The following is a 13313-nucleotide window of genomic DNA, read 5'->3' on the forward strand; positions in this document are numbered from 1 at the left end:
TGTAAATTTGCAACGTCCGGGATTTCTTCAGCAACGTTCCAGATTGGGAACGAACTTGGTGCACGCTCGGCCGTGGGTATTGATCAAGCTCTTGCGAGCGGTCGGGTAAAGAGGCTATCGAATTCCGCCACAACTGCGTGAGCAAATGCGCGGATGCTCGAAATCCCCCGCTGCGATCACTGCGAAGAAGAGTTCGCGCCAGAAGAGCTGATAGTTCTTGCGCCACCGGCCGGGGACGGCGAGTTGATCTGCGGTCGGTGCATCGAAGTCAAGCTCCGTCGGGCCGTCGCGAAGCTACCGCGCGGTGATAACTGATGCTCCAGCGCATCAGGATCATCTCGATCCCACAGCTTCCGTGTAGGCAGTTCACGAGCGCGAGCGCAATCCAGCCTCCTCGGTAGCATCAAGCTTAACGAGTGACATTCGTTGCCAACTTGCCGAGACAGAATATCGTCGCATCGATCGGGCATTTTTGTTCCCGAACCACCAGTTAGCGGGGGTTGCCTGAAAACGGGTTCGATTTCCATGATTCGATATTCGTCGTATGGAAATTCGAACTATCGTGCACCAGCCGCGCAGTTCTCCTATCGCGACCCGCTGGAAGCCGAGTACCGTCAGCTCATCGAGCTACGAGAGCGAGTCAGAAAGGCCGAAGCCACGGCCTCAAAGCGGTTTACGATCGCGACAAGGACAAGGAATTCGCCGCAACGAAGATGAATCCGCCGGCAGGCATCTGCTCGATGCGGGCGGCGGAGTTCGTGGCGTGCAGCGCCAGGGTTGTAACCACCAAAGGAAGGTCGTCGAGAGTGGTCGAGATGCCTTGGTGGCGGGCTTGGGGAGATCCATGCAGTCGGTGGGGACTACGACCGCTTTGAATGGGCCCGCGAACCGCGAGGGCCAGCTCCGTCGGATTGCCGGGCGATGCGCCGCCGTCCGTCTTTCCCGAAGATCCTCGACGGATTAGAGCCCTGTGCGCTGTCGCCGAAAATCCGCCCTCCGGTGTTCATCTTGTGGCCTTGCTTTGGTCAAACCGGCGTTGGGGAGTGTGGACTTGCCCGATTTAATGCTCGGCCTCGGTCCGGGTGACAGCGGGTGCGATGGGGAACGCCGATGCATTCGCCGATTAAACCGATATATCCCGGCTCACAAATTCATAGTCCCGCGCTCTCACCGGAAGACGTCGAGCTTGTTGCGCGCGCGGATGAACGGCTCGTCCACGCCTATGATCAGATCGCACGTGCAGATGAACAGCTGGCGCGTGTCAATGAACAGCTTTCCAAGCTAGATCAGGATGGCACGCGCCATCCTTCTCAGCCGAAGAATTCCGCGAAATGGTTTCGACCACCTGACCGCGGGGCGAACTCATCGCGCGGAAGGCCGGCACTGCGCGGCCTGATCGGTCTGCTGTTGGCAAGCGGCATCTGTTTAGCTGCTTTTGCTGCGCAGTCATCTTACGGCGATGCGGTCAGAGCAATGATGTATCGGTGGTCCGCGCATGCCGTTTCACCTTCGTCGTTGCCGCAAGAAAGAGCCGAGATCTCCTCGGCTCTGCCTACCCCTCAGACGAGTGCAACCTATGTGGCACTTCGGCAACCGGGGCCGCTGACTACACCGCACGATGCGATCCAGGCAGCCGCCGGCCCCAGTTCGCCGGAGCTGGCGCTCCAGGGATTGTCGGGCGACCTTACGAACCCGCAGCAAGCGATCGGGCAGCTCAAGGCCAGCCAAGATCAAATCGTTCGCGACCTTGGCCAGCTCTCCGAGCAGCTTACGGCGGTCCAGGCACAAATGGTGCGAGACAGAGCGGATGCCGCCGAGCAGCTTAGAACGGTCCAAGAACGATTGGCCGGCATCAGCACCAATGCTTCCGAGCAGATCCTACGTCCCAAGACGCCAGTGCCGTTGCCCAGGCCAATTGCCGCCACGATCCGCAAACCTGCGCCAACCGTTCGGCGGGCGCAGGACAGGGGGCGGCCACACGCGCCGCTGCAGATCGACCAAGCCGCGCAGGACTAGGGATTAACTGTTTCCAACGCGTCTGATCGCTGCGACACCTCGGTGCGGAGGGCCGAGGGCTGTTGCTTGCTCCGCAACTGCCGCGATTGCGCGGCTTGCAGCCCATAGTTCACTCGCAACCGGGAGGAAGATAATCGTCCCAATGTGGGGGATGGCGACCGGCGCCTTTTGGCGCGCTCCTTCCCTGTCAGATTGGGGCGGGAGCGCGACTGGCGTTCTCATCACAGGAGCTCTCCGCGGACGCTCAGATGGCACGCTCCTTGCCAATCAGTCGGACCAGTGATTTTCGTTGCGAGGAGACGTGTAGCAATGGGACCAAAAATTCGAATCTTCAAACGCCCAAAGCCCAATCTGGCACATGTTACCCGCAATCTGATGCAACTACTCGACGCGATCGAGGATCTTGAGGAGCTGAGAGAAAAGGTCCGGCTAGCAGAAGCAACCCGAGTGCTACATTAAAGCGGCGACCTCTGTCAGACCTGCTGACTAGTCTGCCAATGGCACCTTGAACCGGCAATAGTAGCTCGCGCGGTTTTGCGTGCGACCAATCGAGGGCTCGCGTGCGGTCCAGCACTATGCGGCAGAACCCGCCATGGCGCAGAGGAACCGGGCTCGCGGATCATGGTTAACGGTTTGGCAAAGGAGATCGTCCAATGCCCCATGCCGCCCCTTTCGTGCTCGCCGCCATCGTCGCCAGCTCAGCTCTGCTGGTCCTCGCGCCAGGAGGCCCCGCAAATGCTGGGTCGGCGGGTGCGGGCACGGGGACAAGCGCGAGCAGCGCCAACGCTGGTCCCTCGGCGCCTGCCGGAATGGGGACGAATGCGGGTAGCGCCGGCGCTGGTCCCTCAGCGCCTGCCGGAATGGGGACGAAAGACGCCGCCACCGGTGCAAATCCGAGCACCAACAATCAATTGAACAATCCGAACGTTGAACCCGCCACGCCGACGAAGTCGCGGACGGCCGCACAGGCCGCAAGAAATGCCGGGGTTGGCCACGCGCAAAATGGCCTGCCGATCGGGGCCGTTGGAACGGGTACAAGCAACGAGGACCAGATGATCATCGGCCCCTTACCCGCCCGAAACGCATCAGCCCCGGCAGCACAGGCCAAAGGAAACATCAATGGTGGTCACGCGACAAATGGTCCCCCGGTCGGAACGTTTGGAAAGGGCCCGAGTCTTTCGGACCAGGTGAGCCGGCCGCGCGCCGCGCGAGCTGGCGATAAAGTGCTGGACGCCAAAGCGCAGGTCGAGCGACGAACGACCGTTTCGCCCAAGCGCGTTCCCGGCATCACAAAGCAGGGTTTGTAGCTGCGAGCGACGCGGCGAGCAGACTTGCGACCGAGATCCGGTGGGGCGTGGCAGGGGCTGGCGCCGCAACTCGCCTGCCAGAAGCCGGATAATTGAATCATTCAATATCGCGCCATTTAACTCAAGTCACGGCTACCTGATTTGACCCGCGATTGAACCGGTCCTGCCGCGGCGCGCGATCGACGCACAGCAGCTTGGTGCCGTAGACCTGATGCGCCGAGGGGGCTTTGACGTCGTGGTCCGTTGATCGTGGTCGGATTCCGGCGAATGCGAACAACGGCCGAACCACACGACACCTTGATCCTGGTCGGCTTGCGCGTCGCCTCTCAACTCACGTGGCCCCTATCATGGTTCCGTCCGAAGCGCCGCTTAATGGCTTGGACAAACGGAAACACGAGGACGCGCGCAACTCTTCCCGCACCGAAGCAATAACGCGCTGGCGACGGACCGTCCTATTGATCGGTGCCGAGGACGGAGGCCCTCCGACCGTCTCGGAGGGGAGCGCGGCCTTCGCGCGGGCACGACAGCCATCACAAAGAAAATGTTGATCAGCAGCCATACCCCGAAAATGAGCAGGATAGTACGCACAAGGAAGCGAGCATAAACCGGAGCCCGTCGCGAGGAGCCACCTTTGCGCAGTCGGGCGAAAACGGCCTCGACATCCACCTCACTGGGACGCCGACACCATCGGATCCCAGCGCATCTAGGGACACAAAGAATCAGTCGAAGCCTGGTCCGGTGCAAAACTCGGGTCTGTGCGGTTTCAGACCTTGATGTACCTTTGATGGCACCCTGGGTGGACCTGCGGCAAGGTCGGAATGACGAGGCCTCGCGCCGCGACCACCGGCCCGTCCATCCAAAGTTGGTCCCACGCGCGACCGTGGCTATGCACCGCACGGTGAATACGCGGCTAACTAACAATTAGGAGAACCAATATATTGTTTCCGTGGTTGAATCATCCGTCATCCCGGAAAGCAAGGTTACTGTTTGCGTCGAGGATGAGTTTAGAACCTGAGCCAAGATGATGAAGGACCTCAGGCGACGATTGGAAAAGCTCCGCGCGGACGCCAGAGACTTTGCTCTTATGAGTCAGTCGGCGACGGATGCCGAAAAGCGCGCGCTCTTTCAACGCTTGGCGGATGAACTCGCCTTCGAAGCTCTTGAGCTTGAGGTCATCGTAAAACAACAAGGGCACTCCGATTCCAGCGAGCAGCACGAGGTCGTAGAATTTAAGCCATCCGCTCAGAAGAAGCGCGGCTGATGCGGAAAGAGGCTGGGCGGTCGGCTTGTCTTCCTTTTCCGTCCGCGCCCTGAACGATTTTGAGCATAGCCTCCACCAACGGCCGCTAAGGCACCTTCGCCTCATCCCATTGCGCATGGATCCAGACGTCGCGCGGTTCATCAGCTCGGTCAGCTCGACCCGCGGGGCCGGCCACGTCCCAGGCGGCGTCCTCGCTCAAGCATTTGAGCGCAAGTCGCAGCATCCGGAGCTGCACCTCGCTCAGATCGTGCAAGGTGACGATCGGCATCGCAGCCGCCCAGCAGCTCGGTCTCGGCGAGGTACCAGCGCCCAGCCGGACACCAACCCGTCGCGCGGCATCGACGACAAGGGGAAGAACGAAACCGCACATCGCGATGTTGCATCGGACCGCCTTGGCAAGAACTAAGACGCGGACTCATAAAGACGCAGCCATAGCCTGATCGACGCGAGCTGAACGAAGGCAAGGTAGTTGGCGGCCAGCCTGTCGTACCGCGTCGCCACCCGACGACATTGTTTGATCCGGTTGAAGAACCGCTCAACCCGGTTGCGAGCGCGGTAGAGATATGGGCTGAAGCAGATCGGATCGCTGCGATTGCTCTTCGGCGGGATGTTGGCCCACGCGCGCCCTTCTTCATGGCAAGCTCCCTGATCCAGTCCGCGTCATAGCCACGGTCCGCAAGCAACATTGACCCGGATGTCAGACGAGACAGCAGTTTTCCGGCAAGTCGAACGTCATTGGCCTCACCGGGGCTCAGCGCCAACCGTACCGGCAGACCATTGCTGTCGACCACCGCATGGATTTTGCTCGTCAAACCGCCGCGGGACCTTCCCATCGATTGGCGCTGGTTCCTTGCGATGCAGGCTCCATGCTGATGTACGCGGACAATGGAGGTGTCGATCATCTGGGTAGCGGCATCATGGGCAGTGGCAAGCGCTTCTATGACGCGGCCCCAGACGCCAGCCCGCCGCCGCCTGACGAGCCGGTTGTAGCAAGTGGTGTATGGCCCAAACGCCGCCGGCAGATCACGCCAGGGTGCTCCTGATCGAAGGATCCAGAAGATGCCATTCAGGACCCGTCTGTCGTTCACCCGGGGGACGCCACGCGGCTTGTTCGGCAGCATCGGCTTGATGGCGGTCCATTCATAGTCAGCGAGTTCGTAGCGCATGATTCGAGCTCCAGTTCGTGAGTTTGAATCACGGCAATCCGGCCAAACGCAACGCTCATGGGCAGACACAGGTACGGCGCTTTTGGACAGGAACGGACATCAACCATCCCGCACTCTGTGCCAAAACTGTCGAAAATGACCCAAAGCAGTCGTTGCTGGAAATCAACAGGATTGAATGCTCCACCAACCGGGCCGCAATGCCGGGGCAACCGGGACATCGTCAGAGTGCGATTGTTTCCTCGACTACATGTTTCAGCGCCGTCCCCTCAGCCGACAGGGTCATTCGCAGTTTGAGCTTGCCATCTTTCACCGCCCCGCTGCGCACTAGGTTCTCAATTTCACGCTGCGATGTAACTCCGACATGCTTCAGAAATTTACGGATAGCCATATTGAAGCGGTCTTCATCGAACTCGGCGGTCATGGCTGTTCTCCCTGGTCGGTCAGGCGATGTCTAACACGAGGCGAGCAAAGACCCAACATCGAGGCCCAACTCGCGTCACCGCCGACTTCCTCCTCAACCTGATTGCCTACAACATCGGCCGGAGCTGAAGACTACACCCGAGGCTGCGCAAGGTCGGCCGTTTGAGGTGGACCGGACACGGCTGGCGCTGTCGCCGACCGCCGCTTGTGACCCATGGCGGAAGTCAGTGACCGGTCAAAAAAATATTCCTTCGAAGGCCGCTGAAGTCATCTTCCATTTGTTCCGTTTTGGCGATTACACTGTTGCACTCGTATGGTACCCAATTTTTTTTGCACGGAGAGATTTCATGACCTTGTCAGACGTCACCCGCCGCAGATTGATCGGCAGTGTCGCGGCCGGAGTAAGCGCGGTCTCGGTAACTTCATCAAGCATCAGCAGCGCACGTGCTCAATCCGCGCAAAAGACGTTTGTTCTTATTGGCGGAGCCTTTTACGGAGCTTGGTGTTGGCATCGCGTCACCGAGAGGCTCGAAAAGCAGGGCCACAAAGTCTATGCGCTTACGCTTACGGGATTGGCAGAACGCTCGCATCTCCTCAGCAGAGACATAAATCTCGACACGCACATCACGGACATCGCAAATCTCGTCGAATGGGAAGACCTCACAGACATTTGCCTCGTTGCCCATTCGTATGCCGGATGTCCCGCATCGGGCGCGCTTGAGCGCGTCGGAAACCGTGTGTCATCTATCGTCTGGGTTGATGCAATAAAGCCTGCCGACGGGGAGTCATTCCGAGACTTGGTCTCCTTCCCAATAGAGGAGGGTGCAATCAGCCGTCCGGCTCCCAAAGCGCTCCCCCCGACGGCCTTTAGCGACCCCAAAGACGTTGCTTGGGTTCTATCGAAGGTAACTCCTCAACCGATTGGCACATGGCTGCAACCTGTGAAGCTCTCCGGCGCACGCGAAAAGGTCGCGAAGAAAACCTACATCCGCTTACCCAAATTCCAGTTAGCGGCCTTGGACAAAGCGGCAGGGGAGTGCAAGTCCGATAATTCTTGGACCGTCCTCGAAAACGCGACGTCTGGCCACTCCGTTATGATCGCCGAGCCGGATTGGTTGACTGACGTGCTGGTGAAAGCAGCGTGAGATTGATCTGATCAGGAACGACTTCCTGGGCTGCCATAATTAAAATTGTAGCCGAGCGATTCGTCTCGCTCGGCTTGCGAGTAGCCAGTGTACGAACGACTTCCACACATGGCCCGTGACCGACCTCAGTTAGAGCGCCGCGAGGGCCGCTTCCGGGAGATGAGCCGACCCGATCATGCAAGCTGCCGGCTGCCTTTGACCCATAAGCGACATGGGCGGATTGAAAATCCTTGCAGTACAATAGGCCGTGCGGCATCGGATGGCTCGCGAGGACCGGGCGAAGCTGATAGATTGCCATCGTCAGGAGCTGATCGATGACGTACATTGACGAGCGTCTTCTCGAAAGCAAGATGACGCAGATCGAGCAGGCCCGCACTTGGAGCCCGCGCGTAATCTCCAAGTTCGAAACGCTGATCCGCAGTGGTAACGAGGTCAGCCTGTACCGTGCCAATCCGCTGGCGTTCGCCCGTGATCGCAGTGTGGCTGAGCCGGAGTCGATCGATCTGTTTCTCCATGCCGCTCGCGCCGGGCTGGTCGACATGCATTGGGACATTCTCTGCCCCCACTCGGGTCTGGTGCTGGAAAGCTTCGGGAGGCTCCATGCGCTCCGGAGCCATTTCGTCTGCGGGCTTTGCGATATCGAGGGTCAGACCGAACTCGACGACTTCATCGAAGTGTCCTTCTCCGTCTCGCCGCAAATTCGGCGCCTCGCCTTGTATGACGTCGACAATCTCTCGATCGAAGATCTGCACTGGAAGCTCAAGTTCGCCAACAGCGGACGGCTGCCCGGCGGACAGACTCGATTTGTCGATGTCTTGCGCGGTTTCGTTCGCGGAATGACTTATCTGCCGTCCGGTCTGACAACGACGCTGCAGACCGATATTGGGCCGGGCGCGGTCTCAGGCGTCAACGTCCAGACCCAGGCGGGCTTTACGCTCCTGGTCGCGCTCGATCCCACTGCCGTGCAGATGCCGAATACTCCGACGATCATTCGTACCACCTATGACGGGCAGCGGTTCACGCCCCGTTTCGGCCGTGCCGTCGGGGCCTGTGGTCTTCGAGATCAGCAACACCGGCCCTAAGCGCGGTTCGCTGCTCCTGATCAACTGGCCACCTGAAATCTTGGAAATGCCCGAGAAGCCGACCCTCGAATTCGATCCCTACGTCTCGGGCGGGATGCTGCTGACGCGTCAGACGTTCCGCAAGCTCTTCCGCTCAGAGCGCGTGGATGAGGAGGAGGGCCTCGGCGTTCGGCAGGTGACGTTCCTGTTCACGGACCTGAAGGGTTCGACCGCGCTCTACGAGCGCCTCGGGGATCTTAATGCCTATGCTCTCGTCCGCGAACATTTCGCTCTCCTCGACGCAATTGCCCATCGGCATGCCGGTGCCATCGTGAAGACCATCGGCGACGCCGTCATGGCCGCGTTTTTCCGGCCGGTGGATGCCGTGGAGGCAGCGCTGCACATTCTGCGGGACATCGGAGAGTTCAACTCCAAGCACGGCCAGCCGGCCGTCATTCTCAAAATGGGGGCACATTGCGGACCTTCCATCGCCGTGACCCTCAACGAGAATCTCGACTATTTCGGCCAGACCGTGAATATTGCCGCGCGGGTGCAATCATTCGCCGACGCCGGCGAAATCTCTCTCACTGAAGCACTCTACACCGCGCCCGCTGTTCGCCAGCTGCTGGCGGGCCACCATGTCGAGGAGTTCGAGGCGCCGCTGCGCGGCGTCGAAGGCGAGGCGCGAGTCTACCGGATCACCGGCCGATTGTAGCCTAGGCTCTGCGGCAGTCCGCACTAGCGTAGTGATCGAAATGTATTTCCGACATCTGGCCGCCGCGAGGCGGCTTTTCTTGGACACGGCAAGAGCAAGGAGTCTGTTCGTGGCCCAGAGCTGACCTGCCCTGCGCAGCCGGTCGAGGACCGCTTGTGACCCAAAGCAGCCTTTAAAGCGGCTCGAAAATCATCTGCCAGCCCTTTCGGGTGTCCATGTATTCGCGAACCAGCTTGATCCGCTCGCCGGAAAGGACAAAAGCGAAGCAATAGTCATTCTCGTAGGGCTTGCCTCTAGGAAGAGTGGCTCGCATTCGCTCCTCGACGATCACAGTATCGCCATCGGCATGAATGCCCCGAAACGAGATGTCGACGTTCGAGAACAGATGATGCATTTCCGAGGCAATAAAGTGTGCGATTTGGTCCGGTCCAATCATGTGATCTGTGTGTTTGAGAGCGACCGCCGTGGCATTTCCAGCCGGTGCGATCCATTCGGCATCGGGAGTAAACAGCTCCGCGATCAACTGGGCATCACGGGTTTTAAAAGTCTTCCAGGCATTGATCACGATCTCTTTAGGATTCGTGCTGTTCATTTTTGCTTCTCCAAGTGCTCAGCGAATTTGGACCTTCTCTATAAGAAGGGCGCACCGATATCGCTGGCCGGAATCGGACCTGATCATCTCAGGGCTATTCTTCTGGCTGCGGCCTGCGGTAAAATGAGTCATGCTCAGTTTTGAGGTATGCAACACCGCGCGCTTGCAGCGCGATCCCCGCTATGACGGCCGTTTCTACACGGCAGTGAAGACCACGGGAATCTACTGCCGCCCAGTTTGCCCGGTGAAGCAGCCGTTGACCCGTAACGTGGCCTACTATCAAACTGCAGCGGCCGCCGAGGCTGCGGGGTACCGACCTTGCCTGCGTTGCCGTCCGGAGACCGCGCCCTTCTGTGCTGCCTGGAATGGCACGCGTTCGACAGTCGCGCGGGCCTTGAAATTGATCGATGGTGGCGCCTTGGATGACGCTTCGGTTGCCGCACTGGCCGATCGGCTCGGGGTAAGCTCGCGCCACCTTGCGCGTCTGTTCGAACGGTACGTCGGGGCCAGCCCCCAACAGGTCGCGAAGACCAGGCGTGTACAGCGGGCGAAGCGCCTACTTGACGAGACGACTGAACCACTGGCCCAGATCGCCTACCGAGCTGGCTTTGGCAGCGTGCGCCGGTTCAACGCCGTCTTTCGCGAACTCTATGGGCGCTCGCCCTCCAGCATTCGCCACCGCCGCAGAGTATTCGCCTGAGGTCGGGCATCCCAACGTTGGTCCGCTGTTGGCCCTTCGCTACCGTTGACGCGGTGCCGCTATATGTCGGTTCAGAGGGGTAGACCGGAAGTTCGCTGTGGAGCGCTGGACCGACGCTTTTGACCCGGACCGGACATCGCGTGGCTGACATGCCTATTCGAGATTCTGTAGCAGAGGTCATAGCCAGTCGGTTCCAATGTGTTAGTTTGAGGCGAGTCATAGGCTGTCTCTAGGCTTTGCGGAGGCATCAGACATGAAGCGGCGCGAGTTCATCACGGCACTCGGCGGCGCTGCGGTGTGGCCGCTGGCGGCTCAAGCGCAGCAATCTAAAAAGATTTACCGAATTGGATATCTGACGGCTAATTTGAGCAGCTATCCTTGGGTAAACGGCTTCGTCCGCGAATTAAGTGATCGCGGCTATTCGGAGGGCAACAATCTCACCCTCGAATGGCGGGAGGCAAAAGGACATTCGGAACTTCTGCCCGAGATGGCTGCCGATCTCGTCCGGCAGAATGTGGACGTGATCGTGGCTGTGGGAAATTACCCCGGACTTTTGGTGCAGAAGATTACTGCGACAATTCCCATTGTCGTGCTCTCGAGCCGCGGCGGCGTTGAAGCCAAATTATACTCGTCTCTTTCACATCCTGGCGGGAACCTTACGGGTATCGACAATCTCTCGCCTGATCGCGATGTCAAACGAGTCGAGTTCTTGAAAGAAATTGTTCCAAAACTCTCGCGGTTGGCAGTTCTTTACAATCCGCTTCCCTCTCACGCCAGCAATCATCTCAACAGTATTTCTTCCGCATTTGAAAAATTGGGAATAGAAGCGCAGCCGTTTGAAGTTCGTTCACCGCCGGAATTTGAGGTCGCGTTTGCTTCAATCCTGCGCAAAAGGCAGGATACGACGATTGATGCGATGACTACTGTCACCGATCCGATGTTCGTCTTTGATCGCAAGAGGATTGTCGACTTCGGAATAGAAAACAAAATTCCGAACGCCCATGAATATCGAGAATGGGTGCAGATTGGCGGACTGCTTGCCTATGGTCCGACAATTGATGGAATATGGCGCCGGGGCGCTTATTTCGTCGAGAAGATCCTCAACGGGGCAAAGCCAAGTGATTTGCCCGTCGAAGGGCCGAGCGAATTCCATCTTGCGATCAACCTCAAAGCTGCCAAAGATATGGGCCTATCTGTTCCTCAGCATTTGGTCGCGAGGGCTGACGAGTTGATTAAAGCGGACGTACGCTAAGCGCTCAGCTAAGGACCACCCATTGCAGACCTCCGGGTTGAAGACCGGTAGCATCCCGATGTTCTCGAAGGTCAAGGCGCTCGGCATCGATATCCCTGCGACGCTGCGCGGCCGCGCCAACGACGGTTTTGCCGATCAATTCGGATTGCGCTTACCGTAGTCATTCTAGATCGACGATGCACAAAGCTTCACCGGCGGCATCGTACATCCATGTTCGGCCGAGCCGATTGCGGCTCAACCGCGCGACTTGTTCCAGTGCTCGGCCGCTTCGAATTCGCGGAGCCGATCGATTTGCGCTCTCAGGCCCGCCGGTACTTCCGGCTCTGGTTTCAGCGACGCACGTAGTCTCTCGCCGATCTCTCGAACGATGGCCCGACTGTGTATGTGGTCAATGTCAATTCCGTTGCGCATGACCGAGCCTTCGGTTCGGCCAGCACGCCGTGCACTCCTCCCGCAACCGATCGGGGCACTGCTGGCGATTTTGAATAGAACCGGAGACCGTCGCTTTTGGCTATCTGCGCGAGCGCTTGTATTGAGAACAGCGGGTCGTTCGTCACGACCTTTGGCTATCCGCGACATGCGCCGTGTTACTACCGGCGAGCGACGGCCTCAGTGTTTCTAAGGCTTGGCGGACCTTTTCGTTCCTTGATTTCCTTCCGAAGGAGGAACCTGCCCAGCGGCTAGTCGCTGGCGCCATGGAAGCAACTTCCGATGCGGCCGAAAACATTGGGCCGCAGCGTTCGGGAACCATTTCTGAGAGTACCCGGTTAGTTCATGGGGCGATAAAAGGGGATCATCGTCATGAGGACCAAATATCTCGCTGCGATAGCGATAGCTGTTGTTGCTGGTAGTGGGCTGGTCGTGAATTCCGTCGGCTCGCTTCGCGAAAAGCAGTCCACGCCGGCCGCCATACAGGTGGCGGACCGATTAGCTGGGTCCTTGGATCCGTATTTGCTACGGTCTGGTGGCTAAAACGGCCGGTGTAATTCAGAAATGCATTGACGGCGCTGCCTTAAGTCATGGGGCATCGCGCCCGCTCGGCGAGCAAGGCTGTAACGCCTTTGCCTCACATCCCATCGCGCTCGCATCCATACGTCGCATTCCTCGTCTGTCGGATTGAACGCTGCCTCTGCTTACGCCGCAACTTCGTGTCGTTACTTCCGGTCTTGGCCCTTAGCCGAAGGTCGATTGAACGCTTGTCATGTCGGCTGTCAGGGGTAAACCGAACGCCGATCCAAATTGGCGTCCACGGCTGCTTTGACCCAATTCAGACATCGACCTCTCTCTCTCTCTCTCTCTCTCTCTCTCTCTCTCTCTCTTCATGTTGCAGTAGTCTTGAATTGAGACGCCCCGACCAAATTGTCGGGGCGCTCGTCGATTTCATATCTTCGGCCAACTAGCCCTTAGACGCTTGTCTCGCCCATGGCCCGTCGGGTCGGTTGGCGCAGCGACATATCTAGAATTCGGCGCAACAAGGAGGTCACGTCAGAGGGCAAACCGACGCGATCGGCGCGCGGTCGCGTGCGCCATTCGCTCCTACAATCGACTTTTGGCGAAGAAACGAGCCTTAAGCCTTTAGGTCCGTGATCCGCATAATCGCCACCACGTTCCCATCATTGAACGCCTGCTCCTTTGTGTCCTTGTTGCAGGTCCAGACAAAATTCTTCTTGCCGGTAAA

At 58.8% G+C, this 13313-nt stretch carries 11 protein-coding genes and 1 pseudogene; 8 read left to right on the plus strand and 4 right to left on the minus strand.

Features of this window, described 5'->3' with window-relative positions; genetic code table 11:
• Nucleotides 1-1110 precede the first annotated feature (1110 nt).
• The 3 genes from AC0L3K_RS17080 (at nucleotide 1111) to AC0L3K_RS17090 (ending at nucleotide 4584) form a co-directional block, all read left to right on the plus strand.
• Nucleotides 1111-2016 carry a hypothetical protein gene (locus AC0L3K_RS17080; RefSeq protein WP_473366449.1) on the plus strand — a complete coding sequence of 302 codons (906 nt, stop codon included), beginning with the start codon at nucleotides 1111-1113 and terminating at the stop codon, nucleotides 2014-2016.
• Between the two features lie 860 nt (nucleotides 2017-2876).
• Complete coding sequence (locus tag AC0L3K_RS17085) at nucleotides 2877-3323, plus strand: hypothetical protein (RefSeq protein ID WP_473366450.1); 447 nt, start codon at nucleotides 2877-2879, stop codon at nucleotides 3321-3323.
• Between the two features lie 1021 nt (nucleotides 3324-4344).
• On the plus strand, nucleotides 4345-4584 hold the full coding sequence (locus tag AC0L3K_RS17090) for a hypothetical protein (protein WP_246649391.1): 240 nt from the start codon (nucleotides 4345-4347) through the stop codon (nucleotides 4582-4584).
• Nucleotides 4585-4669: 85 nt separating this feature from the next.
• Here the strand turns inward: AC0L3K_RS17090 and AC0L3K_RS17095 are convergent, their stop codons facing one another.
• From AC0L3K_RS17095 to AC0L3K_RS17105, 3 genes are all read right to left on the minus strand, one after another.
• Nucleotides 4670-4852 carry a hypothetical protein gene (locus AC0L3K_RS17095; RefSeq protein ID WP_198288338.1) on the minus strand — a complete coding sequence of 61 codons (183 nt, stop codon included), beginning with the start codon at nucleotides 4850-4852 and terminating at the stop codon, nucleotides 4670-4672.
• Between the two features lie 134 nt (nucleotides 4853-4986).
• Nucleotides 4987-5750 (minus strand): IS5 family transposase gene (locus AC0L3K_RS17100; protein WP_473366451.1). Its coding sequence is split into 2 segments (ribosomal slippage): nucleotides 4987-5205 and nucleotides 5208-5750, totalling 762 coding nucleotides; the frame shifts between segments, so codons are not numbered across the junction.
• A 220-nt stretch (nucleotides 5751-5970) separates the two neighbouring features.
• Nucleotides 5971-6171, minus strand: a complete 201-nt coding sequence (locus AC0L3K_RS17105) for a DUF6494 family protein (protein ID WP_354172211.1) — start codon at nucleotides 6169-6171, stop codon at nucleotides 5971-5973.
• Nucleotides 6172-6397: 226 nt separating this feature from the next.
• Between AC0L3K_RS17105 and AC0L3K_RS17110 the strand changes: the two genes are divergently transcribed.
• Nucleotides 6398-7315, plus strand: coding sequence for an alpha/beta fold hydrolase (locus tag AC0L3K_RS17110; RefSeq protein WP_354172213.1), 918 nt, complete (start codon nucleotides 6398-6400; stop codon nucleotides 7313-7315).
• Between the two features lie 314 nt (nucleotides 7316-7629).
• A pseudogene (locus AC0L3K_RS17115) lies at nucleotides 7630-9091 on the plus strand (DUF5939 domain-containing protein).
• 172 nt (nucleotides 9092-9263) lie between these two features.
• On the opposite strand, the gene AC0L3K_RS17120 reads toward AC0L3K_RS17115, so the two are convergent.
• Nucleotides 9264-9683, minus strand: coding sequence for a nuclear transport factor 2 family protein (locus AC0L3K_RS17120; RefSeq protein WP_354172217.1), 420 nt, complete (start codon nucleotides 9681-9683; stop codon nucleotides 9264-9266).
• 130 nt (nucleotides 9684-9813) lie between these two features.
• Here AC0L3K_RS17120 and AC0L3K_RS17125 point away from each other — a divergent pair, with 130 nt between their 5' ends.
• The 3 genes from AC0L3K_RS17125 (at nucleotide 9814) to AC0L3K_RS17135 (ending at nucleotide 11795) form a co-directional block, all read left to right on the plus strand.
• A complete protein-coding gene (locus tag AC0L3K_RS17125; protein WP_247532489.1) occupies nucleotides 9814-10383 on the plus strand; it encodes a bifunctional transcriptional activator/DNA repair enzyme AdaA in 570 nt (189 codons plus the stop codon).
• Between the two features lie 253 nt (nucleotides 10384-10636).
• Nucleotides 10637-11635: an ABC transporter substrate-binding protein gene (locus tag AC0L3K_RS17130; RefSeq protein ID WP_473366452.1), complete on the plus strand. Its 999-nt coding sequence runs from the start codon at nucleotides 10637-10639 to the stop codon at nucleotides 11633-11635.
• Nucleotides 11636-11657: 22 nt separating this feature from the next.
• Entirely contained in the window at nucleotides 11658-11795 is a 138-nt protein-coding gene (locus AC0L3K_RS17135; RefSeq protein WP_354172221.1) for a hypothetical protein, read from the plus strand.
• The last annotated feature ends 1518 nt before the right edge of the window (nucleotides 11796-13313 follow it).

This window comes from Bradyrhizobium sp. MI1.10 (assembly GCF_055811035.1).

Bases quoted from the DNA above. Each gene is read 5' to 3' on its own strand.
- AC0L3K_RS17080 (WP_473366449.1), top strand. From the start codon at position 1,111: ATGCATTCGCCGATTAAACCGATATATCCCGGCTCACAAATTCATAGT.
- AC0L3K_RS17085 (WP_473366450.1), top strand. From the start codon at position 2,877: ATGGGGACGAAAGACGCCGCCACCGGTGCAAATCCGAGCACCAACAAT.
- AC0L3K_RS17090 (WP_246649391.1), top strand. From the start codon at position 4,345: ATGATGAAGGACCTCAGGCGACGATTGGAAAAGCTCCGCGCGGACGCC.
- AC0L3K_RS17095 (WP_198288338.1), bottom strand. From the start codon at position 4,852: ATGCCGATCGTCACCTTGCACGATCTGAGCGAGGTGCAGCTCCGGATG.
- AC0L3K_RS17105 (WP_354172211.1), bottom strand. From the start codon at position 6,171: ATGACCGCCGAGTTCGATGAAGACCGCTTCAATATGGCTATCCGTAAA.
- AC0L3K_RS17120 (WP_354172217.1), bottom strand. From the start codon at position 9,683: ATGAACAGCACGAATCCTAAAGAGATCGTGATCAATGCCTGGAAGACT.
- AC0L3K_RS17125 (WP_247532489.1), top strand. From the start codon at position 9,814: ATGCTCAGTTTTGAGGTATGCAACACCGCGCGCTTGCAGCGCGATCCC.
- AC0L3K_RS17130 (WP_473366452.1), top strand. From the start codon at position 10,637: ATGAAGCGGCGCGAGTTCATCACGGCACTCGGCGGCGCTGCGGTGTGG.